The organism is Streptomyces silvisoli (assembly GCF_029269905.1).
Lineage (GTDB): Bacteria > Actinomycetota > Actinomycetes > Streptomycetales > Streptomycetaceae > Streptantibioticus_A > Streptantibioticus_A silvisoli_A.
The window spans coordinates 207,343-231,720 of sequence record NZ_JARJBC010000009.1 but is presented as its reverse complement, the minus strand read 5'-3'; the positions used below and the strand labels follow the sequence as shown (position 1 = coordinate 231,720).

General features: G+C 70.5%; 23 protein-coding genes and 1 tRNA gene. 13 read left to right on the top strand and 11 right to left on the bottom strand.

Annotated elements, in window-relative coordinates:
* The first annotated feature begins 356 nt into the window (after positions 1-356).
* Together P3G67_RS17175 and P3G67_RS17170 are read left to right on the top strand one after the other, a co-directional pair.
* Positions 357-1,307 (top strand): serine/threonine dehydratase, encoded by a 951-nt coding sequence (locus tag P3G67_RS17175; protein ID WP_276094257.1) that lies wholly within the window; start codon positions 357-359, stop codon positions 1,305-1,307.
* A gap of 268 nt (positions 1,308-1,575) precedes the next feature.
* Positions 1,576-4,761, top strand: a complete 3,186-nt coding sequence (locus P3G67_RS17170) for a BTAD domain-containing putative transcriptional regulator (protein WP_276094256.1) — start codon at positions 1,576-1,578, stop codon at positions 4,759-4,761.
* A gap of 163 nt (positions 4,762-4,924) precedes the next feature.
* Here P3G67_RS17170 and P3G67_RS17165 read toward each other — a convergent pair whose 3' ends face one another.
* Positions 4,925-5,662, bottom strand: coding sequence for a DUF5324 family protein (locus P3G67_RS17165; protein ID WP_276094255.1), 738 nt, complete (start codon positions 5,660-5,662; stop codon positions 4,925-4,927).
* 196 nt (positions 5,663-5,858) lie between these two features.
* Here P3G67_RS17165 and P3G67_RS17160 point away from each other — a divergent pair, with 196 nt between their 5' ends.
* Positions 5,859-6,392, top strand: a complete 534-nt coding sequence (locus P3G67_RS17160; RefSeq protein ID WP_276094254.1) for a peptidylprolyl isomerase — start codon at positions 5,859-5,861, stop codon at positions 6,390-6,392.
* Positions 6,393-6,554: 162 nt separating this feature from the next.
* On the top strand, positions 6,555-7,403 hold the full coding sequence (locus P3G67_RS17155; protein ID WP_276094289.1) for a rhomboid family intramembrane serine protease: 849 nt from the start codon (positions 6,555-6,557) through the stop codon (positions 7,401-7,403).
* 330 nt (positions 7,404-7,733) lie between these two features.
* Here the strand turns inward: P3G67_RS17155 and crgA are convergent, their stop codons facing one another.
* The gene (gene crgA / locus P3G67_RS17150) at positions 7,734-7,991 is read right to left on the bottom strand and encodes a cell division protein CrgA (protein ID WP_269855377.1); all 258 of its coding nucleotides are present in this window, start codon (positions 7,989-7,991) and stop codon (positions 7,734-7,736) included.
* 138 nt (positions 7,992-8,129) lie between these two features.
* On the opposite strand from crgA, the gene P3G67_RS17145 reads away from it, so the two are divergent.
* From P3G67_RS17145 to P3G67_RS17120, 6 genes are all read left to right on the top strand, one after another.
* On the top strand, positions 8,130-8,894 hold the full coding sequence (locus P3G67_RS17145; RefSeq protein ID WP_269855376.1) for a DUF881 domain-containing protein: 765 nt from the start codon (positions 8,130-8,132) through the stop codon (positions 8,892-8,894).
* A 33-nt stretch (positions 8,895-8,927) separates the two neighbouring features.
* The gene (locus P3G67_RS17140) at positions 8,928-9,647 is read left to right on the top strand and encodes a class E sortase (RefSeq protein WP_276094288.1); all 720 of its coding nucleotides are present in this window, start codon (positions 8,928-8,930) and stop codon (positions 9,645-9,647) included.
* Positions 9,648-9,715: 68 nt separating this feature from the next.
* Positions 9,716-9,889: a hypothetical protein gene (locus tag P3G67_RS17135; protein ID WP_269855375.1), complete on the top strand. Its 174-nt coding sequence runs from the start codon at positions 9,716-9,718 to the stop codon at positions 9,887-9,889.
* The gene (locus tag P3G67_RS17130; protein WP_276094253.1) at positions 9,889-10,527 is read left to right on the top strand and encodes an aminodeoxychorismate/anthranilate synthase component II; all 639 of its coding nucleotides are present in this window, start codon (positions 9,889-9,891) and stop codon (positions 10,525-10,527) included. The genes P3G67_RS17135 and P3G67_RS17130 overlap by 1 nt, the downstream gene beginning before the upstream one ends.
* Positions 10,524-11,744: a class E sortase gene (locus P3G67_RS17125; protein ID WP_276094252.1), complete on the top strand. Its 1,221-nt coding sequence runs from the start codon at positions 10,524-10,526 to the stop codon at positions 11,742-11,744. Before P3G67_RS17130 ends, P3G67_RS17125 begins: the two co-directional genes overlap by 4 nt.
* 38 nt (positions 11,745-11,782) lie before the next feature.
* Positions 11,783-12,532: a class E sortase gene (locus P3G67_RS17120; RefSeq protein WP_276094251.1), complete on the top strand. Its 750-nt coding sequence runs from the start codon at positions 11,783-11,785 to the stop codon at positions 12,530-12,532.
* Positions 12,533-12,600: 68 nt separating this feature from the next.
* Here P3G67_RS17120 and pknB read toward each other — a convergent pair whose 3' ends face one another.
* From pknB to P3G67_RS17090, 6 genes are all read right to left on the bottom strand, one after another.
* Positions 12,601-14,595 carry a Stk1 family PASTA domain-containing Ser/Thr kinase gene (gene pknB, locus P3G67_RS17115; RefSeq protein ID WP_276094250.1) on the bottom strand — a complete coding sequence of 665 codons (1,995 nt, stop codon included), beginning with the start codon at positions 14,593-14,595 and terminating at the stop codon, positions 12,601-12,603.
* Between the two features lie 163 nt (positions 14,596-14,758).
* The gene (locus P3G67_RS17110) at positions 14,759-16,216 is read right to left on the bottom strand and encodes a peptidoglycan D,D-transpeptidase FtsI family protein (protein ID WP_276094249.1); all 1,458 of its coding nucleotides are present in this window, start codon (positions 16,214-16,216) and stop codon (positions 14,759-14,761) included.
* Positions 16,213-17,613, bottom strand: coding sequence for an FtsW/RodA/SpoVE family cell cycle protein (locus tag P3G67_RS17105; RefSeq protein WP_276094248.1), 1,401 nt, complete (start codon positions 17,611-17,613; stop codon positions 16,213-16,215). Before P3G67_RS17105 ends, P3G67_RS17110 begins: the two co-directional genes overlap by 4 nt.
* 19 nt (positions 17,614-17,632) lie before the next feature.
* Positions 17,633-19,216 (bottom strand): PP2C family protein-serine/threonine phosphatase, encoded by a 1,584-nt coding sequence (locus tag P3G67_RS17100; RefSeq protein ID WP_276094247.1) that lies wholly within the window; start codon positions 19,214-19,216, stop codon positions 17,633-17,635.
* 72 nt (positions 19,217-19,288) lie between these two features.
* Positions 19,289-19,801, bottom strand: coding sequence for an FHA domain-containing protein FhaB/FipA (locus tag P3G67_RS17095; protein WP_269855366.1), 513 nt, complete (start codon positions 19,799-19,801; stop codon positions 19,289-19,291).
* 10 nt (positions 19,802-19,811) lie between these two features.
* Positions 19,812-20,675, bottom strand: a complete 864-nt coding sequence (locus P3G67_RS17090) for an FhaA domain-containing protein (RefSeq protein WP_269855365.1) — start codon at positions 20,673-20,675, stop codon at positions 19,812-19,814.
* A gap of 416 nt (positions 20,676-21,091) precedes the next feature.
* On the opposite strand from P3G67_RS17090, the gene P3G67_RS17085 reads away from it, so the two are divergent.
* A tRNA-Leu gene (locus P3G67_RS17085) sits at positions 21,092-21,175 on the top strand.
* 108 nt (positions 21,176-21,283) lie between these two features.
* Here the strand turns inward: P3G67_RS17085 and P3G67_RS17080 are convergent.
* Entirely contained in the window at positions 21,284-21,787 is a 504-nt protein-coding gene (locus tag P3G67_RS17080) for a hypothetical protein (RefSeq protein WP_276094246.1), read from the bottom strand.
* A gap of 263 nt (positions 21,788-22,050) precedes the next feature.
* On the opposite strand from P3G67_RS17080, the gene P3G67_RS17075 reads away from it, so the two are divergent.
* Positions 22,051-22,626, top strand: a complete 576-nt coding sequence (locus tag P3G67_RS17075) for a TerD family protein (protein ID WP_269855363.1) — start codon at positions 22,051-22,053, stop codon at positions 22,624-22,626.
* A gap of 102 nt (positions 22,627-22,728) precedes the next feature.
* Here the strand turns inward: P3G67_RS17075 and P3G67_RS17070 are convergent, their stop codons facing one another.
* Positions 22,729-23,376, bottom strand: a complete 648-nt coding sequence (locus tag P3G67_RS17070) for an FMN-dependent NADH-azoreductase (RefSeq protein WP_269855362.1) — start codon at positions 23,374-23,376, stop codon at positions 22,729-22,731.
* A gap of 106 nt (positions 23,377-23,482) precedes the next feature.
* On the opposite strand from P3G67_RS17070, the gene P3G67_RS17065 reads away from it, so the two are divergent.
* Positions 23,483-23,842 (top strand): winged helix-turn-helix transcriptional regulator, encoded by a 360-nt coding sequence (locus tag P3G67_RS17065; protein WP_276094245.1) that lies wholly within the window; start codon positions 23,483-23,485, stop codon positions 23,840-23,842.
* A 79-nt stretch (positions 23,843-23,921) separates the two neighbouring features.
* Here P3G67_RS17065 and P3G67_RS17060 read toward each other — a convergent pair whose 3' ends face one another.
* Positions 23,922-24,362 (bottom strand): MarR family winged helix-turn-helix transcriptional regulator, encoded by a 441-nt coding sequence (locus tag P3G67_RS17060; protein ID WP_269855360.1) that lies wholly within the window; start codon positions 24,360-24,362, stop codon positions 23,922-23,924.
* Between the last annotated feature and the right edge of the window lie 16 nt (positions 24,363-24,378).

Below are 24,378 nucleotides of genomic sequence, written 5' to 3'. Positions count from 1 at the left end.
GTGGCCGAGGCCGCCTGCGGGCCGGGCTTGACCCTCATATATGTGTGAGGGTTCGAGCATGCGGACATGTCCGACGACACCGCACACCGGCTCACCCGAAAGCCCAACCCGACCACTGTGGAAGCGGGTTCGCCCAAGCTCCCCACGGCCGCGCTGCTGGCGCTGGCCACGGCCGTCTTCGTCACCAGCCTCACCAGGCTTGGGCGCTGCTCGCGGGATACGCCCGGCGCCTGGCACCCGCCCCCCTCCAGGGCAGGGCGATACCGTCGCGCTCTCGGTCGCCGGACTCCTCGCACCGTGCCTGGAGGTCTACTGGGTGAAGATAGCCGGACCCGTTCACTGGAGGCTCGTCGAACATGTCCCAACTCGAGTACCGCGATGTGAAGTCAGCCGTGGACCGTATCGCCGGGCTGGTCCGGCCGGTGACCGTCGCGGCCGTCGGGCCGGGGGCCTGCGGCGCCGACGGGGTCTGGTTCGCCTGTGAGTTCATGCAGTGCACGGGGACGTTCAAGGCCCGTGGCGCGGCGAACTTCGCCGCCTCGCACCAGGAGGCGGGCACCATGCCGCCGTCCGGCGTGGTCATCGCCTCCGGCGGCAACGCGGGCCTGGCCTGCGCCTGGGCCGCCGCCCGGATCGGGATCCGGGCGGCCGTGTTCACCCCCACCACCGCCCCCGCGGTGAAGGTCGCCGGACTGCGCGCGCTGGGCGCGGACGTGCACCAGGTGGGCACCGAGTACAGCGAGGCGCTTGAGGCCTCCCGCCACTACGCGGCCGAGACCGGTGCGCTGGAGTCACACGCCTACGACCATCCGCTGATCGCCGCCGGAGCGGGCACCCTTTTCGAGGAGATCCACGCGGCGCTGCCCGACGTCGACACGGTCGTGGTGGCCGTCGGCGGCGGAGGCCTGTTCGCGGGCACCGCCGCCGCGGCCGACCACCACGGGGTGCGCGTCGTCGCCGTGGAGCCGCGCGACTGCCGCGCCCTGAACGCCGCGATCGCCGCCGGTCAGCCGGTCGACGTCACCGTGGACTCGGTGGCCGCCGACGCCCTGGGCGCCCGCCGCGCCTCGCAGACCGCCCTGGACTGGGCCCTTCGCGCCGACGTACGGTCCGTCCTCGTCCCCGACGAGGAGATCATCGCCGCCCGCCGACACCTCTGGGACAGCCACCGCCTGGCCGTGGAGCCCGCCGCCGCCACGGCCCACGCCGCCCTCCTGTCCGGCGCCTACACCCCGGCTCCGGGCGAGAAGGTCTGCGTCGTCCTGTGCGGCGCGAACACGGATCCCGCGGACCTGGTGCGGCGGTAGCGGTAGCGGTAGCGGCCTGGGCCGTGGGGCGCCTGGCGCCGCTCGCGGGGCCGGTCCTCGTTCTCCCGGTGGTTCCCCGGCCGCGCCGGACGGCGTCGTCCCGCACGGCGGCGGGCGCCGCGCTCGACGGCGTCGCGGCGGACTCGCCTTGACCTTGCCGATGCCGGGCGCGGGGAAGGGCCGGTCCTCGGCCGATTTCCGGTCGTTCGAACCGGTCGGCGTGCTGCTCGATGATCCTCGGCCCCCGCCCCCGGGGGACAATCACCCCGTGCGATTCGGGATTCTGGGGGAGACGCGGGCGCTGCGGAGGGACGGTGCGGCCGTCGCGTTGGGCGGGGCGGTACGGCGGGCGGTGTTCGCGTCGCTGCTGCTTGACGCGGGCCGGGTCGTGCCGGTGGAGCGGCTGGTCGACGGGCTGTACGGGGCGGAGCCTCCGGCGGGAGTGGTCAACGCCGTACAGGCGCAGGTGTCCCGGCTGCGTGCCGTGCTGGACGAGCGCATTGAGCGGCATCCCGGTGGATACCGGTTCGCCATCGACCCGGACGAGGTGGACGTGTACCGCTTCGAACGGCTGGCCGGGCTGGGGCGGGCCGCGCTCGGCGCTGGGGACGCGGTGCGGGCGGCCGGGCTGCTGCGGGAGGCGCTGGCGCTCTGGCGGGGCCCGGCGCTCGCCGATGTCGGCGCGGCGCCGTTCGTCGCCGGTCAGGCCGCCCGGCTTGAGGAGTCGCGGCTGGCGGCCCTGGAGGACCGTATCGCCGCCGAGTTGGCGCTCGGCGCGCACCGCGAACTCACCCCCGAACTACGCCACCTGGTGGCGGCCCACCCACTGCGGGAGCGGTTGCGCGCCCAGCTGATGCACGCGCTGCACGGCACCGGACAGGGCGGCGAGGCGCTGGCGGTGTACGAGGAGGCGCGGCGCACGCTGGCCGAGGACCTCGGCGCCGACCCCGGACCGGAGCTGAACCGGGCGCATCTCGCGGTGCTGCGCACGGAACCGGTACCCGCCAAGCCCGCCCGCCGCGCGCTCCCGGCCCAACTGGGCAGCTTCGTCGGACGGGTTGACGAACTCGCCGCCATCGGAAGGCGGTTGACCGACGCACGGCTGGTCACGCTGATCGGCCCAGGGGGCGCGGGCAAGACCCGGCTGTCGGTGGAGGCGGCCGGACGGCATCCCGGCGGGGTGTGCTTCGTCGGGCTGTCCGGGCTCAGTGGCGGCGCCGAGCTGCCGCAGTACCTGCTCGGCGCCCTCGGGGTGCGGGACGCCGGCCGGATGACCGGCGCCCGTGCCGCGCAGGACCCGGTGGCGCAGTTGACGGCGGTGCTCGGCGACCGCCCCACCCTGCTGGTCCTCGACAACTGCGAGCACCTCATTGAGGCCGTCGCGCCGCTCGTCGCCCGGCTGCTCGCCGACTGCCCGGCGCTGCGGGTGCTGGCCACCACCCGGGAGGCGCTCGGCATCACCGGCGAAGTCCTCTGCGCCGTACCGCCGTTGCCGCTCCCGCCGCCGGGGACCGACGCCCAGGGGGCGCGGGACTACCCGGCGGTGCGGTTGTTCCTGGAGCGTGCCGCCGCGGTCCGTCCGGACGCCGTACGGGACGGCGATCTGGCGGCGGTGCTGCGCGTCTGCGAGGCGCTCGACGGGCTGCCGCTCGCCATCGAGCTGGCCGCGGCCCGGCTGCGTTCGCTCTCCGCGGCCGACATCGCGGCCCGGCTCGGCGCGCTGCGGCCTGCCCGCGAACCGTCCGACGCGCCTCGTGACGAGCGGTTCCGGCTGCTGTCCCGGGGCAGCCGCACCGCCCAGCCGCGCCAGCGGACACTGCGCGCGGTGGTCGACTGGAGCTGGCAGCTGCTGTCCGATGCGGAGCGTGCCGTACTGCGCCGGGCCGCCGTGTTCGCCGGGGGCTGGACGCTGGCCGCCGCCGAGGTGGTGTGCGCGGACCAGGCCGCTGGCGCGGTGGCGGGCATCGAGGCGGCCGATGTGCTCGACCTGACCGAGTCGCTGGTGGACAAGTCGCTGGTGGTGGCCGACCGGTCGGACGGTTCGGACAGCGTCCGCTACCGCATGCTGGAGACCATCCGCGCGTACTGCGCGGAGCGGCTCGAAGCGGCCGGCGAGACCGATGCCGTACGCCGCGCCCACATCGGGTGCTTCAGCCGGCTGGCCACCACCGCCGAACCGTATCTGCGCGGTGCGGAGCAGCTCGACTGGCTGGCGCGGATCCAGGCCGAGCACGACAACCTGCACATCGCGCTGTGGCGCGCCGTCGCGTACGGCGACACCGCCACCGCGCTGCGGTTCTTCGGCGGACTGTCCACGTACTGGGCGCTGCGCGGGGTGCGGTACGAGGGCGCCGGCCCGGCACGGCACGTGCTGGCCGCGCTCGGCCCCAACCCGCCCGCCGGACTGGCGGAGGAGTACGCGCTGTGCGTACTGGCGGCGGCGTCCGGCACCTCGGATGTCGAGGAACTCGCGCCGCATCTGGCCGCGGCCAGGAAGGTCGCCGGGCACGGCGAGTCGCTGCCGCTGCGGTATCCGGTGCTGATGATGCTGTGGGGGACGTATGCGGGGGTGCCGGTGCGGCCGGTGCTGCCGGACTCGGCGCTGCCCGACGTGTGGTCCAGGGCGCTGATACGGCTGGGCACCGGTATCCAGCTCTGGATGACGCACGCCGAACTGGCCGACAGCGCCGCCGAGCTGGACCAGGCGCTCGCCGACTTCCGTTCGCTCGGGGACCGTTGGGGGATGGCGATGGCGCTGTCGTGGCGCGCCGACCTCGCCGCGTTCCAGGGTGAACCGCGGCACGCCATCGAGCTGTTCGACCAGGCCCTGGCGCTCTCCACCGAGTTGGACGCCGGTCAGGAGATGGTGGAGGAGCTGTCGCTGCGTTCGGTGAGCCTGGCGCGGGTCGGGGAGTACGAGGCGGCGGACGCGGGCTTCCGCCGGGCGGCGGAACTGGCGTGCGGCATGGGAGCGTTCGACGCGCTGGCCGCGGCGCACCTCGGCCTGGGCGAGAGCGCATGGCTGCGCGGCGAGTACGGGGAGGCCCGCCGACTGTGCGAACTGGCGTTGCGTGAGTGCCCCGCCGGGGTGTTCGCCGGTGATCTGGTGCGGGCGAACGCGCTGGTCGTACTGGCCAGGACGGCGGTGGCGGAAGGCGACGCGGCGCGGGCCCGGGCGCACCTCGCCGAGGTGGGCGGTTCCGCGCTGCGCCTCCTGTCGGTGGTGGTACGGGTGGCGGAGGCACGGGTGGATCTCGCGTTGCTGGACGGTGCGGCCGAGCGGGCGGCGGAACTGCTGGGAGGGGTCGAGGTGTTGTGCGGGGTCGCCCGCGAGCCGGGCCTGGTGGGCGCGGCCCGCGCCGCCCTGGGCGACCTCCGCTTCGAGGCGGCCTACGCCCGGGGGACGTCCCTGGACCGGGCGGCGGCGTTGGGAATGCTGGCGGGAACCGCGTAGCGGGCCGTGGCCGACTCAACACCGTCGGCCCGGCCCCCATCGCCTCCACCGCGACACGAGCACCCCTCAGGGTGAAAGGCCGACGGTGCCGAGACGGCCGCGCCCGCACCGCTCAGGTGACCTGTCCGAGGGGCTCCGGGGCCGCACCAAAGCCCCTGCCCCCTTACTTGCCGTGCGGCTTCTTACCGTCCTTCGCGGCGTCAGCCGCGTCCTGCTTGGCGCGTACCTCCGGGTCCAGGGAGTCGACCGAGCCGTCCACGGAGTGCAGCGGGGCGCGGCTGGCGTCCGGGACCTCGGTCGCGGACGGCGGCTCCACCAGCCACTCCGGATTGGTCTGCCGCTTCCACCACCGCACCGCGGCGAACGTACCGCCACCCAGCACGCCCACCACCACCATCATCTTGGCGATCCGGCCCATCCGGCACCGGCGGTTGTGCCTTCTGGCCAGCTTCTCGATGTCGGCGGCCGAAACCCCGCCGCGCAGCGCGGCCATGGCCGCCGCGGCACGTGTGGCGGCCTCCTCGCGCACCGGCTCGGCCGCCGCGCGGGCCGCCTGGGCGGCCTGGCCGACCCGGGGCGCCGCGTAGTCCGCGGCCTGCCGGGCCGCTTTGCGGGTCTGCTTGGTGGCCTTGGCCGCCTTGTCGGCCACCCCCGGCGGAACCGCGTCCACCGCCTGGGCGATGCGCGGCTGCAGATGGGTGTCGTACTGGGCGCGTGCCTGGAGCGCGGCGTAGTTCGCGGCGGACGACACCTTGGGCGCCAGCGCCTGGCGCGCCTCCTGCGCGTACTGCACGGCGGTGTCGCGCGCCGTGCCCGCGTACGGCGCCACCACCTCCGCCGCGTGGCGCACGCTGTCCCTGGTCACCACGGCCGCGTTGCGCACGCTGTCCTTGCGGGTCACGAGAACCTCCTTCTCGGTGGCGGTCGGCACATTTCGCCTTTCCACCCGGATAGAGATCATGCCCGCTCGCGCGCCCTACGGCATGTGCGTTCGGGCATCCGGGGCACAACCGGCCCGTCGTGCGGTCGGGCTACTCCTGCGAACTTCGCCCGTGCGAGGATTCGTGGTTGTCAGTGAAGTCTATGGAAGGTACGTCGTGGCCGAGCAGCTCTACGCCACCCTCAAGACCAATCAGGGAGACATCGCCGTCCGGCTCCTGCCGAACCACGCTCCCAAGACCGTGAAGAACTTCGTGGAGCTCGCCGAGGGCCAGCGCGAGTGGACGCACCCGGCGACCGGCAAGAAGACCACCGACAAGCTCTACGACGGCACTGTCTTCCACCGGGTCATCTCCGGCTTCATGATCCAGGGCGGCGACCCGCTGGGCAACGGCACCGGCGGGCCCGGTTACACGTTCGCCGACGAGTTCCACCCCGACGTGGCCTTCACCAAGCCGTACCTGCTGGCCATGGCCAACGCCGGTCCGGGCACCAACGGCTCGCAGTTCTTCATCACGGTGGCGCCGACCGCGTGGCTGACCGGCAAGCACACCATCTTCGGCGAGGTCGTCGACGAGGCGAGCAAGAAGGTCGTGGACGCCATCGCCACCGCGCAGACCAACCCGCGCACCGACCGCCCGCTCAACGACGTGGTCATCGAGACCGTCGTCGTGGAGAAGCGCGAGGGCTGACCGCGCCACCCGGCCTGCCGGGAACCCAGACGCCCCGCCCGTCCGTATTCATTCGTATGGACGGGCGGGGCGCCGGGTTCGGCGGCCCGACGCGGGCGGCGTGACACGCGTCGGCCGAGGAAGTCCCATGTCGGTGGAGTCGGTAGAGGGAAGAAGATGACCATGGACCAGGCGGTCTGCTGCTACCGGCATCCCGACCGCGAGACTGGCGTGCGATGCGCCCGCTGTGACCGTCCGATCTGCCCGGAGTGCATGGTCAGCGCCGCGGTCGGGTTCCAGTGCCCGGAGTGCATAAGCGCCAGCCACCAGTCGGCACCCCGGCCGCGCACCGTCGCGGGCGGCACGTTGGTGGCCAATCCGCGGCTGATCACCACGATCCTGATCGGGATCAACATCGCGGTCTTCCTCGCCGTGCAGGCGCAGGGCAGTCGGCTGGTGGAGGACCTGGCGCTGGTGGGCGCCTGGCCCCCGCCGCCGTTCCACGCCACGATCGGTGTCGCCGAGGGCCAGTACTACCGGCTGCTGACCGCGGTCTTCCTGCACCAGCAGCTCATCCACATCGGCTTCAACATGCTGTCGCTGTGGTGGATCGGACCCGGGCTTGAGGTCGCCCTGGGCCGGGTGCGCTATCTGACGCTGTACCTGCTGTCCGGACTGGGCGGCAGCGCCCTGTCGTTCCTGGTCGCCGGCGCCGGTGCGGAGTCGCTGGGCGCGTCCGGGGCGATCTTCGGGTTGCTCGGCGCGACGTTCGTGCTGATGCGGCGGCTCAACTACGACCTGCGGCCGATCGTCGCGATCATCGTGCTGAACCTGCTGTTCACCTTCGCCCAGTCGCAGACCATCGACTGGCGGGCCCATGTCGGCGGTCTGGTGACGGGCACGGTGATCGCCTACGGAATGGTGCACGCGCCGCGCGAGCGGCGGGCCCTGGTGCAGTGGGGCACGTGTGCCGCGATGGGCCTGGTGATCGTGGGCGTGGTGGTCGCCGGAGTGATCCGGATCAACGGCTGAGCACGACGTTCATCGCACTTATCCACAGAGCGTGCGAGGGCCTGTGCATCCCGTGCGCGGTGCCCTTGTGACCTGCTCGCATATACGTTTCACCAGCAAGATCGCGACGGGCGGCGGGTGGGGCGTGCGGCGGTTCTCCGGTCACACCGGTGTCAACAACCGAGAGGTTATCCACAGATCTTCCGACCTTTTCCCCACTGTGGATGTCCCTGTGGATAACTCTGTGGATGGTCGGGGCGAGAGGTTGACGCGGCCGTGGGCCCGCGCCTGCCGACCGCTGTCACACCTCCGGCTGGAGGAGGCCCCGCACGAGGGCCTCCCGCGGCACCGCTACTTCCACTGCGTCGAGACGACGAAGCCCCCCGCGATGAAGCCGAAGCCCACCACGATGTTCCAGTTGCCCCACGCCTCGATGGGCAGGTTCCCCGTGGTCACGTAGAAGACGACGATCCACGCCAGACCGATCAGGAACAGCGCCAGCATCAGCGGGGCGACCCAGCGGCGGCCCGTGTGCAACCTGAACGCTGCGGTGGTCTTCTCCGGCGGCGGCGTGAAGTCGGCCTTCTTGCGGATCCGTGACTTCGGCACGAGGGGCTCTCCTGTCGATGCGCTGCGGGACACGCAGGGCGGATGCGGTGTTGTTGCGCCAGGCGGGGAGCGTGGTGTGCCGCCCCCGGGCGTCCGTTAGCGTAGTGCTTCCGCGGGTGCGAAGGAGATAAGGGTCCCATGAGCGATTCCGCCGGCGCTCCGGTGCGCCCCGCCCGCCGCCCCGCACTGTCGAAGGTACTCTCGGCGGCGGTCTTCGCGCTCGCCGGTGTGCTGTTCTGGACCAGCTACGACACCGCGCACGGCGGCAACATCCGCACCGACGACTCGCTGCTGCGCACCTCCGACCTGATCCGCGCCAAGAGCCACCAGAACGCGGACCTGGAACAGCAACTGTCCGCACTGCGCGGCGACGTCGACGCCCTGGCCCACCGTGAGAGCGGCCAGAGCCCCGCCGAGCAGCGCAGGACCGACACCCTGGGACAGGCCGCCGGAACCAAGCCGTTGACCGGCGACGCCGTCACCGTGACCCTCAACGACGCGCCGCCGAACGCCACCGCCCGTATCCCCGGAGTCCCCCAGCCGCAGCCCAACGACCTCGTCATCCACCAACAGGACCTGCAGGCCGTGGTCAACGCACTGTGGCGGGGCGGCGCCCAGGGCGTCCAGGTGATGGACCAGCGGCTGATCTCCACCAGCGCGGTCCGCTGCGTCGGCAACACCCTGCTGCTCCAGGGCCGTGTCTACTCGCCGCCGTACACCATCACCGCCGTGGGGGACCAGAACGCGCTGCGCACCGCGCTGGACAAGGATCCGTCGATCACCAACTACCGCCAGTACGTGACCGCGTACGGCCTCGGCTGGAAAGTCGAGGCGCGCAACCAGGTGACTCTTCCTGGGTACTCGGGCACAGTGGACCTCCACTACGCACAGCCCATGGGATAGCTCCGGCAGCGCCTGGAGGGGATCCGCGTGACGCTGACAGTACGCGGGATCGTACGCACCGTCAGCGAACTGTGCGTCACCGTGGGGGCGTTGATCGTGCTTCTGGTGGTCTATCTCCTCTACTGGACCGGGGTGCGCGCCAACCACGCCATGGACGACGAGGTCGGCGCCCTCCAGGACCGCTGGGCCAGGACCCCGGTCAGCTCCGCACCCCCGTCGCCCGCCACCACCGCTCACGGCGCCGGTTCCCCGCCGCCCGCCGCGTACCGGGCGGGACAGCCGTTCGCGATCATGTACATCCCCCGGTTCGGCGCCGACTGGCACAAGCCGGTGATCCAGGGCACCGGCACCGACGACCTCCAGCACGGCCTCGGCCACTACACGGGCACCGCCCGGCTCGGCGCGCAGGGCAACTTCGCGGTGGCCGGACACCGCCGCACCTACGGCGATCCGTTCGAGGACTTCCCCGAACTGCGGCCCGGCGACAAGGTCGTCCTCACCGACGGCGTCGCCTGGTACACCTACGTGATCGACAGGCCGCCGTACCTCACGCTCCCGGACGACATCGGCGTCATCGACCCGCTGCCCGCCCCGCTGGACCGCTCCGCCATCCCGTACACCGCCCCCGGCCGCTATCTGACCCTCACCACGTGCGACCCGCCGTGGGGACACAGCCACCGGTTGATCGCCTGGGGCCATCTGGACGCCACCCAGCCCGTTGAACAAGGGATGCCGAGAGCTTTGCTCAGCTGACCCGCAACACCCACCCCTCTCCCCTTACTCTGGTGCGGAAGTGGCCTGGAGAAAACGGAAGGCACCGAATGTACGGCTGGATCTGGCGGCATCTGCCGGGCAACGTGTGGGTGAAGGCGGTCGTTTCGCTCCTGCTCGTCCTGGCGATCGTCTTCGTCCTGTTCCAGTGGGTGTTCCCCTGGGCGGAGCCGCTGCTGCCGTTCAACGACGTGACGGTGAACGGTGGAGGCAGCGCGGGCTGATGAACGCACGGATTCTGGTCGTCGACAACTACGACAGCTTCGTTTTCAACCTCGTCCAGTACCTGTACCAACTCGGCGCCGAGTGCGAGGTGGTGCGCAACGACGAGGTGACCACGGCGCACGCCCAGGACGGCTTCGACGGCGTGCTGCTCTCGCCCGGACCCGGAACGCCGGAGCAGGCCGGGATCTGCGTCGAGATGGTGCGGCACTGCGCGGCCACCGGCGTACCGGTCTTCGGCGTCTGCCTCGGCCTCCAGTCGATCGCGGTGGCGTACGGCGGCGTGGTGGACCGCGCGCCGGAACTGCTGCACGGCAAGACCTCGCTGGTGACGCACGAGGGCCGGGGGGTCTTCACCGGCCTGCCGTCCCCGTACACCGCGACCCGCTACCACTCGCTGGCGGTGGAACGGGACACCGTGCCGGACGAGTTGGAGATCACCGCGTGGACCGAGTCCGGCGTCATCATGGGGCTGCGGCACCGTGAACTGGCCGTGGAGGGCGTGCAGTTCCACCCTGAGTCGGTGCTGACCGAGTGGGGGCACCGCATGCTCGCCAACTGGCTCGACGCCTGCGGCGACAAGGGCGCCGTGGGGCGTTCGGCGGGGCTCGCGCCGGTGGTCGGCAAGGTCGGGGCGTGACGACCCTACGACCGGAGAACACGGCGGAACCTCCCGGTTTGCCAGGCGGCTTCGAGGACACCGCCGAGTTCGAGGCCGCCGTCGACCGGCTCGCCGATCCGCTGACCGACCCGCTGCCGATACCGGGCGCCGCCCCCTCCCGCTGGCCCCGCCCCACGTCGGCCGACCCGGCCGCTACGCCGTACCCGATGGGCGTGCCGCAGGCGCGGCCGGTACCGGAGGCCACCGCCCAACTCCCGGTGGTCGAGCCGCCCGCCCGCCGCCGCCCCGACACGACCGCACCGCTTCCCGTCGTACCGCCCGCCGAAGGGGACCCGGTACCCGGTGGCCGCGCCGCCCGCCGCCGTGCCGCACGATCCGGGCACGCCGCCCAACCACCGGGCGGCGACCAGGAGTCGCCCCCTACGCCGGGCGGCCGTGCCGCGCGGCGCAAGGCCGCCAAGCACGGCGGACGCGCCCCCGCACCGGCGCCCGTGGCACGCCAACCCGCCTCCCGGCTGGAGGCCAGACGCGCGGCCCGGGCCGCCAAGGACGGCCTCGGCGTGATCGCCTGCCGCGCCCTGGGGGAGGTCTTCATCACCCTCGGCGTGCTGATGCTGCTGTTCGTGGCCTACCAGCTGTGGTGGACCAACGTCCTGGCGCACGAGGCGTCCAACAGCGCCACCAACAGCCTCCAGCACCAGTGGAACAGCAAGCCCAGCTCCAGCGACGACCGCAACCCCGGCGCCTTCTCTCCCGGTCAGGGCTTCGCCATCATCTACATCCCGAAGCTCGACGTGGAGGCCCCGATCGCCGAGGGCACCGACAAGACCAAGATCCTGGACAAGGGCATGGTCGGCCACTACTCGGGCGCCCAGGAGACCGCGATGCCCTGGGCCAAGACCGGCAACTTCGCGCTCGCCGGGCACCGCAACACCCATGGCGAGCCGTTCCGGTACATCAACAAGCTGGTGCCCGGGGACAAGGTCGTGGTGGAGACGGCGAGCACGTACTACACGTACGAGATCACCAGCTGGCTGCCGCAGACCTCGCCCTCCAACGTCGGGGTGATCCAACCGATCCCGGTCGGCTCCGGGTTCACCAAGCCCGGCCGCTACATCACGCTCACCACCTGCACCCCCGAGTTCACCAGCACCTACCGCATGATCGTGTGGGGCAAGATGGTCGACTCCCGGCCACGCAGCGAAGGCAAACCGGACGCACTGCTCGGCGGATGAGCGCGGAACAGCAACTCGTACACAGAACGGGGTGACCGGTGGCTACCACCGAGCACGAGAACGACAGCCAGGTCGCGCCCGCGACCCACCGGCGCCGACGCGGTCGCGGCAGGATCGCCACCACCATCAGCGTCATCGGTGAACTGCTCATCACCGCCGGACTGGTGCTCGGACTGTTCGTCGTCTACTCGCTGTGGTGGACGAACGTCATAGCCGACCGCCAGGCGCAGAAGGAAGCCGACCAGGTCCGCCGGCACTGGGCGCAGCAGCAGACCGGCGGCGGCCCGCCCGGACCGCTGGACACCGCTGACGGCATCGGCTTCCTGCACGTCCCGGCGATGGGCAGGAACTACGAGGTGCTGGTGAAGAAGGGCACCTCGGTCGACGTGCTGAACGAGGGCGTCGCCGGGTACTACACGGACCCGGTGAAGTCCGCGATGCCGTGGGACAGGACCGGCAACGTCACCCTCGCCGCCCACCGGGACGGCCACGGCGCCAAGTTCCACAACATCGACAAGATCAAGGACGGCGACGCGATCGTCTTCGAGACCAGGGACACCTGGTACGTCTACAAGGTCTACGACATCCTCAACCAGACCTCGAAGTACAACGTGCACGTCATCGACCAGATCCCCAAAGAGTCCGGCAAGACCGGTCCTGGCCGCTACATCACCCTGACGACCTGCACCCCGGTCTTCACCTCCGAGTACCGCTACATCGTCTGGGGCGAACTGGTCCGCACCCAGAAGGTCGACAGCAAGCGAACGCCTCCGGCGGAGCTGGGCTGACCAACGACCAACGGCAGGGGCCGCGGACGATCACCGTCCGCGGCCCCTGCCGTATCAGTTCCACGGCGTCAGCCGAACGTGCCGCCGAACCAGCCGCCGCCGTTGTTGCCGTTGCCGCCGCCGCCCGGGGCGTCCATGGTCTGGAGGGTGACGGCCTGGCCCTGGGTGACCTGGCTGCCGGGCTGCGGGTTGCTGCCCACCACGATGGCCTTGTCGTCGTTCGGGCCGGAGACCGAGAGCTGGAGGTTCAGCCCGGACAGCTCCGACTGCACGTCCTTCAGCTTCTTGCCCACGATGTCCGCGGGCAGCGTCTGCGGGGTGGGAGCCTGGGCGATGGTCAGGGTGACCGTCGAGCCGATCGGCGCCTGGTTGTCGGGGCCGGGGCTCTGGCTGATGACCGTGTTCGGCGGCTGGGTCGACTGCTGGTTCTGGACCTGGACCTTGAAGCCGATGCTCTGCAACTGCGCCTGCGCGTCGGCCAGTTGCTTGTTGGTGACGTTGGGCACGGTCCTCGTCGTCGGCGCCTTGGCGACCGTCAGCGTGATCGTGGCGCCCTTGTCCGCCTTTGAGCCAGGTGACGGGTTCTGGTCGAGGACCGTTCCGGGGTCCTTACCGGAGGTGCCGTCGTCCTGCTTCTCCTGGACGTTGGTGAAGCCCTTGGACTGCAGGTCCTGCTGGGCGTCGTTGAAGGACTTGCCGGTCTCGTCGGGGACGTCGATCGGCTGGGCGCCCTTGGAGAGCACGACGCTGATCGTCTGGTCCTTGTTCACCGGTGTACCCGCGGACGGGGTCTGGGTGCACACCTGCCCCTTGTCGTACTTGGGGCAGTAGTCCTCGCCGCTCCTGACCACCTTCAGCCCGACGTTGCCCGCCGAGGTCTGGGCGTCCTGGAGCGACTGGCCCACCAGGTTGGGGGCGTCCACCTTGCTTGAGGCGCTGCTCCCCGAGAACAGCGACTTGCCGATGAAGATCGCGCCGATCAGCACCAGGATGGCCGCGAACACCAGCAGCACCGTGGAGGTGCGGCTCTTCTTCTGACGGCGGCGCCCGGGCCGGTCGTCGTACCCGCCGCCGTAGCCGTCGTCGTCGCTCAGCGGCGGCATCATCGACGTCTTGGGGCCACCGTCCTGCGGCGGCAGCGCGGTGGTCGGCGCGCCGTCGCTGTACGAGCCACCTCCGTAGCCGTAGCCGACCGCGCCCATCGCGGCGGTGGCGGCGACCGGCTGGCCGTCGAGGTACGCCTCGATGTCGGCCCGCATCTCGTCGGCGCTCTGGTAGCGGTAGTCCGGGTCCTTGGTCAGCGCCTTGAGGACGATGGCGTCCATCTCCGGCGTGACCTCGGGGTCGAACGCGCTCGGCGGCTGCGGGTCCTCGCGCACGTGCTGGTACGCGACGGCCACCGGGGAGTCGCCGACGAACGGCGGCCGCACGGTGAGCAGCTCGTAGAGCAGACAGCCGGTGGAGTACAGGTCGGAGCGCGCGTCCACGGTCTCGCCCTTGGCCTGCTCGGGCGAGAGGTACTGGGCGGTGCCGATGACCGCCGCGGTCTGCGTCATGGTCATGCCGGAGTCGCCCATGGCCCGGGCGATGCCGAAGTCCATCACCTTGACCTGGCCGGTCCGGGTGAGCATCACGTTCGCGGGCTTGATGTCCCGGTGCACGATGCCGTTGCGGTGCGAGTACTCCAGCGCCTGGAGGATTCCGACCGTCATCTCCAGCGACCGCTCCGGCAGCAGCTTGCGCCCGCTGTGCAGCAGCTCACGCAGCGTGGAGCCGTCCACGTACTCCATGACGATGTACGGGATCGAGACCCCGTCGACGTAGTCCTCGCCGGTGTCGTAGACCGCGACGATCGCCGGATGGTTGAGCGAGGCGGCCGACTGGGCCTCCCGGCGGAACCGGGCCTGGAACGACGGGTCACGGGCGAGGTCCGCCCGCAGCGTCTTCACAGCCACGGTGCGGCCAAGGCGGGAGTCATGGGCGAGGTAGACCTCGGCCATGCCACCACGGCCGAGCACCGAGCCCAGCTCGTACCGGCCGCCGAGGCGACGCGGCTCATCCATAGTCTTCCAGCCTCTCCCTTTTTTGCGGCGTTCGGCTGCGTTCTGCTCGGGCTTACGGTACCGGCCATGCCGCGGCGATCCTGGCCCTCACCACAAGCCGATATAGGACTGGTACCGCGACGTGCGGAAACGCAGCTAGCCCGGCAGCTGGACGTGACCGGAGTCACTTGTTCAGTACGGCCTCCATCACGCTCTTGGCGATCGGCGCGGCCAGACCGCCACCGGAGATGTCGTCCCGGTTGGCGTTGCCGTCCTCGACCACCACGGCGACGGCGACCGGGGAGCCCTGCGCGGTCTTGGCGTAGGAGATGAACCAGGCGTAGGGCAGCGCGCTGTTGTTGATGCCGTGCTGCGCAGTACCGGTCTTACCACCGACAGTGACGCCGGGGATCTTGGCCATGGTGCCGGTACCGTCCGAGACCACGGTCTCCATCATCTGCTGGAGCTTCTGCGCGGTCGCCGGCGACATCGCCTGGCTGAACTCCTTGGGCTGGGTCTGCTCGATCACGTTCAGGTTCGGCGCCCGCAGCTGGTCGACCATGTACGGCTGCATCAGCTTGCCGTCGTTGGCCACCGCGGAGGCGACCATCGCCATCTGCAGCGGGGTGGCGGCGGTGTCGAACTGGCCGATGGACGACAGCGCGGTCTGCGGCTTGTCCATCGAGGTCGGGAAGTTGCTGGCCGCGGACCGGACCGGGGTGTCGATGGTCTGGTCGAAGCCGAACTTCTTCGCCTGCGCCAGCATCTTGTCCTTGCCGAGGTCGGCGCCGATCTTGCCGAAGACCGTGTTGCAGGAGTACTGCAGCGCCACCTGCAGCGTGGCGTTCTGGCAGGGGATGTTCCCCTCGTTCTTCAGCTCGGTGGTGGTGTTCGGCAGGGTGTAGGGCAGCGGGGAGTTGGTCGGCTGGTCGATGCGGGAGTACAGGCCGTTCTCCAGCGCCGCGGCGGCGGTGACCACCTTGAAGGTGGAGCCCGGCGGGTAGGTCTGCCGCAGCGCCTTGTCGATCATGACGCTGTCCGGGTCGTTCGGCTTGAGGTTCGTCCAGTTCTGCTTGTCCTGGTTGGACATCCCGGCGATGCTGCCCGGGTCGTACGACGGCGTGCTGACCAGCGCCAGGATCTTGCCGGTCTGCGGGTCTATGGCGGCGACGGCGCCCTTCTTGTTGCCCAGCCCGTTGTACGCGGCGGCCTGCGCCTTGGCGTTCAGCGTGGTGACGACGTCGCCGCCCTGCTGCTTCTTGCCGGTGAGCATGTCGATCGTGCGGTTGAAGAACAGCCGGTCGTCCTGGCCGGTGAGGATCTTGTCCTCGATGCTCTCCAGCGCGTTGGAGCCGAACGCCTGCGACGCGAAACCGGTCACCGGCGCCCACATCGGACCGTCGGTGTAGGTGCGCTTGTACTTGAAGTCACTGCCGCTGACCGTGGTGGAGCCGGTGATCGGCTTGCCGTCCACGATGATGTCGCCGCGCGGCTGCGCGTACTCCTGCATCATCACGCGGCGGTTGTGCGGGTCGTTCTTCAGCGAGTCGGCCTGCACGAACTGCACCCAGTTGTCCCGGAGCAGCAGGGCGAAGACCAGCAGGCCGCAGAAGATCGCGACCCTGCGCAGGGGCTTGTTCACAGTCGGACCACCTGGGTCGGCTCGGCGTCGGGGGACGGGGCGGGCGCGGGCGCCGGGCGGCGCGCGGTGTGGCTGATCCGCACCAGGATCGCGACCAGCGCCCAGTTGGCGACCACGGAGGAACCGCCCTGTGCCAGGAACGGCATGGTCATACCGGTCAGCGGGATGAGGCCGGTGACCCCGCCCGCGACCACGAACACCTGGAGCGCCATGGCACTGGACAGCCCGATCGCCAGCAGCTTGCCGAACGGATCACGGGCGGCCAGCGCGGTGCGCACTCCGCGCTCGATGAGCAGACCGTACAGCAGGAGCACCGCCATCAGTCCGGCCAGGCCCAGCTCCTCGCCGACGGTGGCCAGGATGTAGTCGCTCTTGGCGCCGATGCCGCCGATCAGCCGGGAGAACCCCTGGCCGAGCCCGGACCCCAGCACTCCGCCGGAGCCGAAGGACCACAGCACCTGCGCGGCCTCGGTGGCACCGTGCTGGGCGACGCCCGCGAACGGGTCGAGCCAGTTCTGGATGCGCACCTTGACGTGCCCGGAGGTCATGCCGACCGCCGTGGCACCGCCGGACGCCAGCAGCAGTCCGAAGATCACCCAGCTGGTCCGCTCGGTGGCGACGTACAGCATCACCACGAACAGGCCGAAGTACAGCAGCGTGGATCCCAGGTCGTCCTCCAGGACCAGGATCATCATGCTCAGCGCCCAGATCGCCAGGATCGGGCCGAGGTCCCGGCCGCGCGGCCAGTACAGACCCATGAAACGGCGGCTGGCCAGGGCGAGCGCGTCCCGCTTGACCATGAGGTAGCCCGCGAAGAACACCGCCAGGATGATCTTCGCGAACTCCCCGGGCTGGATCGAGCCCACTCCGGGGATGACGATCCACAGCTTGGAGCCGTTGATCGCCGGGAAGAACACCGGGGCGACCAGCAGTACCAGTGCCACCGCGCCCGAGATGTAGGTGTAGCGCTGGAGGATGCGGTGGTCCTTGAGCAGCACCAGGATGCCGATGAAGATCGCCACCGCCAGCGCCGACCAGATCAGCTGCCCAGGCGCCTTCGGGCCGCCCAGGCCTCTGGTGGTGATCGACGGTTCCAGGTCGAGCCGGTAGATGAAGACCAGGCCGAGCCCGTTGAGCAGGGTGGCGATCGGCAGCATCAGCGGATCGGCGTACGGCGCGAACCTGCGCACCATCAGATGCGCCACCGCGGCCAGCAGTCCGAGCCCGAGTCCGTAGCCGAGCATTCCGCCGGGGACCGAACCGTCCTTGGCCAGGCCGACGTTGGCGTACGCCAGCACCGGGATCGCCACGGCGAACAGCAGCAGCACCAGTTCGGTGTTGCGACGGTTCGGCGCCCCGATCGAGGAGATCGTGGTCGTGTTGGTGACAGTGCTCACGGCAGGCCGCCCCCTCCTGCTATTGCGTCCCGCCGTCGCACTGCTTGGCCAGGTTCTGGTCTTCCACCGAGAGCGTTGGGCCGGGCGACGGAGCGGACTGGGTGGTCTGCGACGTCTTTGTCGTGTTGTTCGTGGTGTGCGGGAGTTCGGCGGAGCGGCTGGGGTCGGGGCTGGGCGAGCCGCCCTTGGTGTCGCCCGGCTTGCCCGCCGGGTTTCCGGAGGCACCGCTGGCGGGCTTGGACTTGGCGTCGGCCACCGCCTTGCAGATCGCGGCCTGCTTGCCCAGGTCGTCCGCCTTCTGCGTGGCCTGGTCCAGGTTGTCGGTGGCGATGGTGCCCTGCACCTGGGTGCGCTGGTAGCTCGGCAGGTACTTGAGTTCGATCTGCGGGTAGTCCTGGTGGACCTTGGACAGGTCCATCCCCAGCAGGTTCTGGCTGATGCCCTGGTAAACGGCCACGTGGTCGCCGTTGGCGCCCACGTAGTACTGGCTCTGGGTCCACTGGTAGCCGCCGTAGACACCACCGCCGATCAGTGCGAGCACCACCACGGTGATGGCCGAGCGCTTGAGCCACTTGCGCTTGCGCTTCGGCTTGGCGTGCCCCTCGGCGGCCGTCTCGTCGTACGGCCCGAAGCTGCCCATCGGCGGGGCGCCCACCGGCTCGCCGCTGTCCGGCGGGCCGAACGCGCCCTCGGGGGACGGGGACTGCTGCGGTACGGAACGGCCGAGCTCCGCGGCTCGGCCTGCCGGGGTCTGCAGGTGACTGGGGTCGTGCAGCGCGTGCTGGTTCTCGGCGACCGCGCCGACCACCACCGGGCTCTCGTTGAACTGCCCGGCGAGGCTGTCGCCGTCCTCCACGTCGAGGACGTCCGCCACGATGCAGGTGATGTTGTCCGGGCCGCCGCCGCGCAGCGCGAGCTGGATCAGCTCCTGAACCGTCTCGTACGGACCCTGGTAGCTGGCGAGCGTCTCCTCCAGCGTCTGGTGGCTGACCACCCCGGACAGGCCGTCGGAGCAGATGAGATAACGGTCACCCGCCCGCACCTCGCGGATCGACAGGTCGGGCTCGACCTGGCCGCGCCCGTCCAGCGCCCGCATCAGCAGCGAACGCTGCGGATGCGTACCGGCCTCCTCCTCGGTGATCCGGCCCTCGTCGACCAGCCGCTGCACCCAGGTGTGGTCCTGGGTGATCTGGGTGAGCACACCGTCCCGCAGCAGATAGCCGCGCGAGTCGCCGACGTGCACCAGACCGAGCCGCTGGCCGGTCCACAGCATCGCGGTCAGTGTGCAGCCCATGCCTTCGAGCTGCGGGTCCTCCTCGACCATCACCCGCAACTGGTCGTTGGCGCGCTGCACGGCGGTACCGAGCGAGGTGAGGATGTCGGAGCCGGGGATGTCGTCGTCGAGCGTGACGAGGGTGGAGATCACCTCGGAACTGGCGACCTCACCGGCCGCCTGGCCACCCATGCCGTCCGCGATGGCGAGCAGCCGGGGACCGGCGTAGCCGGAGTCCTCGTTGCCCTCCCGGATCATGCCCTTGTGGGATCCGGCGGCGAAGCGCAGGGACAGACTCATGCGCACCTCGCCGGTCGGCTCGGGGTACATCCGCAACGTCCCCACCCTCCGTTGATGAGCCTGCCGAGGCCACCCTGCCTCATTCGCTCGCCCATTGCGCGACTACTTCCGCAGCTCGATGACGGTCTTGCCGATGCGGATCGGGGCACCGAGCGGAACCGGCGTCGGTGTGGTGAGCCGCGTGCGGTCCAGATAGGTGCCGTTGGTGGATCCGAGGTCCTCGACGATCCACTGACCATCGCGGTCCGGATAGATCCTGGCATGCCGGGAGGACGCGTAATCGTCGTCCAGCACGATCGTCGAGTCATGCGCCCGACCGAGGGTGATCGTCTGGCCCTGCAGTGCGACCGTCGTACCCGTAAGCGACCCTTCGGAGACCACCAGCTTGGTCGGCGCGCCGCGCCGCTGGCGGTTGTTCCGGCCCTGCTGGGCCTGTGGCTGCTGCTGGCGCTGCTGCGGTGGCCGCTGCTCCGCGCCCGCGGCACGGCGGGTCCCGCGCTGGGTGACCTTGGTGCCGAACAGATCACTACGGATGACCTGTACGGCCACGATGACGAACAGCCACAGCACGGCGAGGAAACCCAACCGCATGACCGTCAGGGTCAGCTCTGACATTCTCCCCGCTTCACCCTTCGGCTTGCCGGTACACGATGGTGGTGCTGCCCACGACGATGCGCGAGCCGTCGCGGAGCGTAGCGCGTTGGGTGTGCTGCCCGTCCACCACGATTCCGTTTGTCGACCCCAGATCCTGGATCACACTCGGCGTTCCGACTCGGATCTCGCAGTGGCGGCGCGACACTCCGGGGTCGTCGATCCGTACGTCCGCCTCCGTGCTGCGGCCGAGCACCAGGGTCGGCCGGGAGATCTGGTGGCGGTTGCCGTTGATCTCGATCCAGCGCCGGGTGCTCGCCGAGGGGTCGCCGGTGCCCGGCAGCCTGGTGACCGGGGCGCCGCCGGGGCGTCCGGCACCGGGCGGGCTGGGCGGCATCGGCGGCGCACTGGCGGGCGGCGGCGGGAAGCCGTAGCCGCCCGGACGCTGCGGGGCCTGCCCGGCCTGCGTCGGCGTCGGCCCGCCGAAGTGCCCTCGGGGCTCGGCGGGGTGCGGCTGGGACTCGCTGGAGGCGAGGGTGCGACTGCGCACCCGGTACAGGCCGGTGTCGAGGTCGTCGGCCTTCTCCAAGTGGACCTTGATCGGTCCCATGAAGGTGTAGCGCTGCTGCTTGGCGTAGTCCCGGACCATGCCGGAGAGCTCCTCGCCGAGCTGCGACGCGTACGGGCTGAGCCGCTCGTAGTCCGAGGTGCTCAGCTCCACGATGAAGTCGTTGGGGACGACCGTGCGCTCGCGGTTCCAGATCGTCGCGTTGTTGTCGCACTCCCGCTGGAGCGCGCCCGCGATCTCGACCGGCTGGACCTCGGACTTGAACACCTTGGCGAAGGTGCCGTTGACGAGCCCTTCGAGTCGCTGCTCAAAGCGCTTCAGTACTCCCACGGGGCACCTCCCTCCTAGACGTTCTCGTACGTTGACGTGTCTGCGTTGTCGTACTGCTTACTGATCGTATCCACGCGGCGGGGAAACTAGTGGTTCCCCTTGGCTACCGACTACAACAGTGTCGACCCTCACAGAGTTCCCGGATCCCATGGTGGGGACGCCCTGGGACGCGCTCTGTCCGGTTCGCCGCACCGCGCCGCCGGTGTCTTCACAGGGATGGTAGATGCGCCCCCGGCCAGTGTCCCGCAAGTGCCGAGGGTTCCCCTCTCCCGGGGCCGGGAAACGGATGTGAATCCACCCTCCGGCACGTGCTAATGTTCTGCATGTCGGAAGGCGCGCCACACAAGCCCCGGAAGACCGGTCCAGCGGACCGGGCGCCTCGGAGAGTGTGGCAGAATCAACTGACAACACCCAATGCGCGGGTGGCGGAATAGGCAGACGCGCTGGATTCAGGTTCCAGTGCCCGCAAGGGCGTGGGGGTTCAACTCCCCCCTCGCGCACAACAGGTCCCTCTACGGATTCGTAGGGGGACCTTTTCTTTGTCCCGTTCCGCTGCCGCCCGTCGCGTTCGTCCGGGTCGCTGCGGGGTCGTTTCCCGGTCCGAGCCGTCAGTGCGCCTTCTGCTTGTGGTGGTGATGGCCCGTGGACGGTGCGTGTTCGCGGGGGGTCTTGTGGGCGGCGACCCAGGAGGCGTTGTCCTGCCAGGCGTACAGCTCCTTGCCCCTCAGCACGGCGTTGTACGTGCCGCCGCAGGTGGCCTGGGGCTTGTGGTCGGTGCCCTTGGGGAACCAGGAGGCCCTCAGATGGGCGCGGGCCTGGGTGCCGCCCGGCTTGCAGCCGTGCGGGAGCCTGGACTCGGAGAGGGTGGCCTTCAGCAGACGGTCGCCGCCGGTGGTGGACATCCGGTAGTGGACCGCGGTCGCGGTGTCCGGCAGCCAGCGGGGCATCGAGGCGCGGTCCGACTTGGCGACCCGGCCGTTGTCGTACGAGGCCTGCTGCACATGCCTTCCCCTGAACCAGTCGACGGCGCCGGGGCCGCCGATGACCGCCAGGCTGCCGAGGCCGACGGCACCGAGGGTGACGGCCGTTACGAGGCTCGCCTTGGGGGGCATGAGGGGTCCTTTCGCGGTCCGCGGGAGCGTCCTGGTCACCTCCAAGCGTTCCCGCTTCCCGGCCCGATTGCGTCCACCTGTGGTGCAAACGGGGTGTACGCCTTCTGGTTGACCCCGGGTCCGGCATACCTCGCAGGTCTGAGGGAAGCACCCCCCGAAGGAGGGGTGGCGGCCGGGAACGCCTTGCGCGGCAAGCCCGTTGAGCCTACAGGGCAAAGTAATCGTCAAGTGGCGTGGCCCGCGCCGGATTGCGCAGGAGATCCATGGGCGTCAGCCTCAGCAAGGGCGGCAATGTCTCGCTGACCAAGGAGGCCCCGGGCCTGGCCGCGGTCACCGTCGGACTGGGCTGGGACGTACGGACCACCACGGGCAGCGACTTCGACCTCGACGCGAGCGCGCTGCTGCTGGACGCGTCCGGGAAGGTGCCGTCCAACGGGCACTTCGTCTTCTTCAACAACCTCCGCAGCGCGGACGGTTCGGTCGAGCACGCCGGTGACAACCTCACCGGTGAGGGCGAGGGCGACGACGAGTCGGTCAGGGTGAAGCTCTCGGCCGTCTCTCCCGAGATCGAGCGGATCGTCTTCCCGGTCTCGATCTACGACGGCGAGGCGCGCGCCCAGAACTTCGGCCAGGTCCGCAACGCGTTCATCCGGGTGGTCAACGAGGCCGACGGCAGGGAGCTGGCCCGCTTCGACCTGACCGAGGACGCCTCGACCGAAACCGCCATGGTCTTCGGTGAGTTGTACCGCAGCGGCGGCGACTGGAAGTTCCGCGCCATCGGCCAGGGTTACGCCTCAGGGCTCGCCGGAATAGCCGGCGACTACGGCGTCCAGCTGTAACCGGCAGAAAGCGGAACGGGGTCGGCCGCTCCCGCCCCGGGGGGGGGCGGGCCCGACCCCGTGTGGCCCGCCGGGGATCAGCTCCCGTACGGGCCGGCGGGCTCAGGCGGCCAGGCGGCTGACCAGTTCCTTGGCCTTGGTGGCCGCGTCCTCGTGCGCCTTGGCCTTGGAGGCGTCGGCCAGCTCGATCAGGTCGGCCATCGCCGGGTTGGTGCGGGCCAGCGTCAGCTCCGGAACGATGAACTCGACCTCAAGGCCGAGCATGCCGCCCAGCACCTTCTCCAGGTAGGTCTGGACGAACTCGAAGCCCTCCCGGGGCGTGCCGGGCGCGTAGGAGCCGCCACGGCTGGCCACCACGACCACCGGGGTACCGGCGGCGGTCGGCTTCTCGCCCGCGGTGCGGCCCATGATGATCACCTGGTCCAGCCAGGCCTTCAGGGTGGAGGGAATGGTGAAGTTGTACATCGGCGCGCCGATGAGGACGGCGTCGGCCTCCTCCAGCTCGGCGGCGAGCTGGTCGCGCAGCACGAAGGCGGCGGACTGCTCGGGGGTGCGCTGGTCGGGCGCGGTGAAACCGGCCAGGGCGGCGTCCGTCTCCAGGTGCGGCAGCGGTTCGACGGCGAGGTCGCGGTAGATGACCTTGCCGTGCGGGTGCTGGGCCTCCCACTCCTTGCGGAAGGTGGCGGTGACATCGCGGGATGCCGAACCCTGCGGGTACAGGGACGAGTCAAGGTGCAGCAGGGTGGCCATGGGGGGTACCTCCGACAAGGAAGTTGAAATCCGTACGTCAGCTATAGATACCACACCTACTAACAAAACTGCAGCCCCTAACGGGGAGGGGGGTACGATGGAGGGCATGGTGGTCCCCCAGGAATGCAGCGCGGTCGACCAAGGCATCACGCGGGTGTTCGCGCTGCTCGGCAAGCGGTGGACCGGCGTGATCATCGCCGTGCTCATGAGCAACGGCCGCTCGCACTTCGCCGAGCTGCGCCGGTCCATCCCCGGGATCAGTGAACGGATGCTCTCGGACCGTCTCACCGAACTCGCCGGTGCCGGGCTGCTGGTGCGCCAGGTGGACGAAGGTCCGCCGCTGCGGGTGAGCTACGAACTCACTTCCGCGGGCGACGCGTTGGCCCCCGCGATGAACGAACTCGCCGACTGGGCCGCGAAGCACATGCCGGAGGCCCCGCCGTGCCCCCGCGGCCCGGCCGCCTGACCCTCCCTGCGGGCGTGGGTGCTCGGGGCTTGGGGGCTTGCCCCCGGGAAGGCCCTTCCGTCCCGGGGCGCGCGCACTTTCAGGACTCAGGACGCACGGATGTGCGCCCGTACCGCTCCAGGTACTCCGCGAACCGCGCCAGATCCTCCTGTGACCAGTCCGCGAGGCGCTCGCGGAAGACCGCCCGGCGGCTGGCCGCTACCGACGCCAGGGTCTCGTACCCCAGCGATGTGGGGTGCAGCACCTGCACCCGCTGGTCGTCCGGGTCGGGGCGGCGCTCCACGAAACCCAGCTTCTCCAGCGCCGCGACCTGCCTGCTGACCGTGGACTTGTCCAGCAGGTAGTGCGCCGCCAGGTCCGTCGCCCGGCATCCCTGCTGGTCGGCGAGGTGTGCCAGCAGGGTGAAGGAGACCAGCGACAACTCGGGGTGCATACGGGCGGCCGTCGCCCTGGCGCGCCGAGCGAAGGCGGTCAGTTCGCGCTGGATCGTCTCGACGGATTCGTCCCGGTTGGGCGGCATGGTGGTTCTCCCTTCA

What these genes read in the sequence shown, in the direction of transcription:
- P3G67_RS17175 (WP_276094257.1), top strand. Translation starts at nt 357, where the DNA reads ATGTCCCAACTCGAGTACCGCGATGTGAAGTCAGCCGTGGACCGTATC.
- P3G67_RS17155 (WP_276094289.1), top strand. Translation starts at nt 6,555, where the DNA reads ATGGACCAGGCGGTCTGCTGCTACCGGCATCCCGACCGCGAGACTGGC.
- P3G67_RS17145 (WP_269855376.1), top strand. Translation starts at nt 8,130, where the DNA reads ATGAGCGATTCCGCCGGCGCTCCGGTGCGCCCCGCCCGCCGCCCCGCA.
- P3G67_RS17135 (WP_269855375.1), top strand. Translation starts at nt 9,716, where the DNA reads ATGTACGGCTGGATCTGGCGGCATCTGCCGGGCAACGTGTGGGTGAAG.
- P3G67_RS17130 (WP_276094253.1), top strand. Translation starts at nt 9,889, where the DNA reads ATGAACGCACGGATTCTGGTCGTCGACAACTACGACAGCTTCGTTTTC.
- pknB (WP_276094250.1), bottom strand. Translation starts at nt 14,595, where the DNA reads ATGGATGAGCCGCGTCGCCTCGGCGGCCGGTACGAGCTGGGCTCGGTG.
- P3G67_RS17100 (WP_276094247.1), bottom strand. Translation starts at nt 19,216, where the DNA reads ATGTACCCCGAGCCGACCGGCGAGGTGCGCATGAGTCTGTCCCTGCGC.
- P3G67_RS17095 (WP_269855366.1), bottom strand. Translation starts at nt 19,801, where the DNA reads ATGTCAGAGCTGACCCTGACGGTCATGCGGTTGGGTTTCCTCGCCGTG.
- P3G67_RS17080 (WP_276094246.1), bottom strand. Translation starts at nt 21,787, where the DNA reads ATGCCCCCCAAGGCGAGCCTCGTAACGGCCGTCACCCTCGGTGCCGTC.
- P3G67_RS17075 (WP_269855363.1), top strand. Translation starts at nt 22,051, where the DNA reads ATGGGCGTCAGCCTCAGCAAGGGCGGCAATGTCTCGCTGACCAAGGAG.
- P3G67_RS17070 (WP_269855362.1), bottom strand. Translation starts at nt 23,376, where the DNA reads ATGGCCACCCTGCTGCACCTTGACTCGTCCCTGTACCCGCAGGGTTCG.
- P3G67_RS17065 (WP_276094245.1), top strand. Translation starts at nt 23,483, where the DNA reads ATGGTGGTCCCCCAGGAATGCAGCGCGGTCGACCAAGGCATCACGCGG.
- P3G67_RS17060 (WP_269855360.1), bottom strand. Translation starts at nt 24,362, where the DNA reads ATGCCGCCCAACCGGGACGAATCCGTCGAGACGATCCAGCGCGAACTG.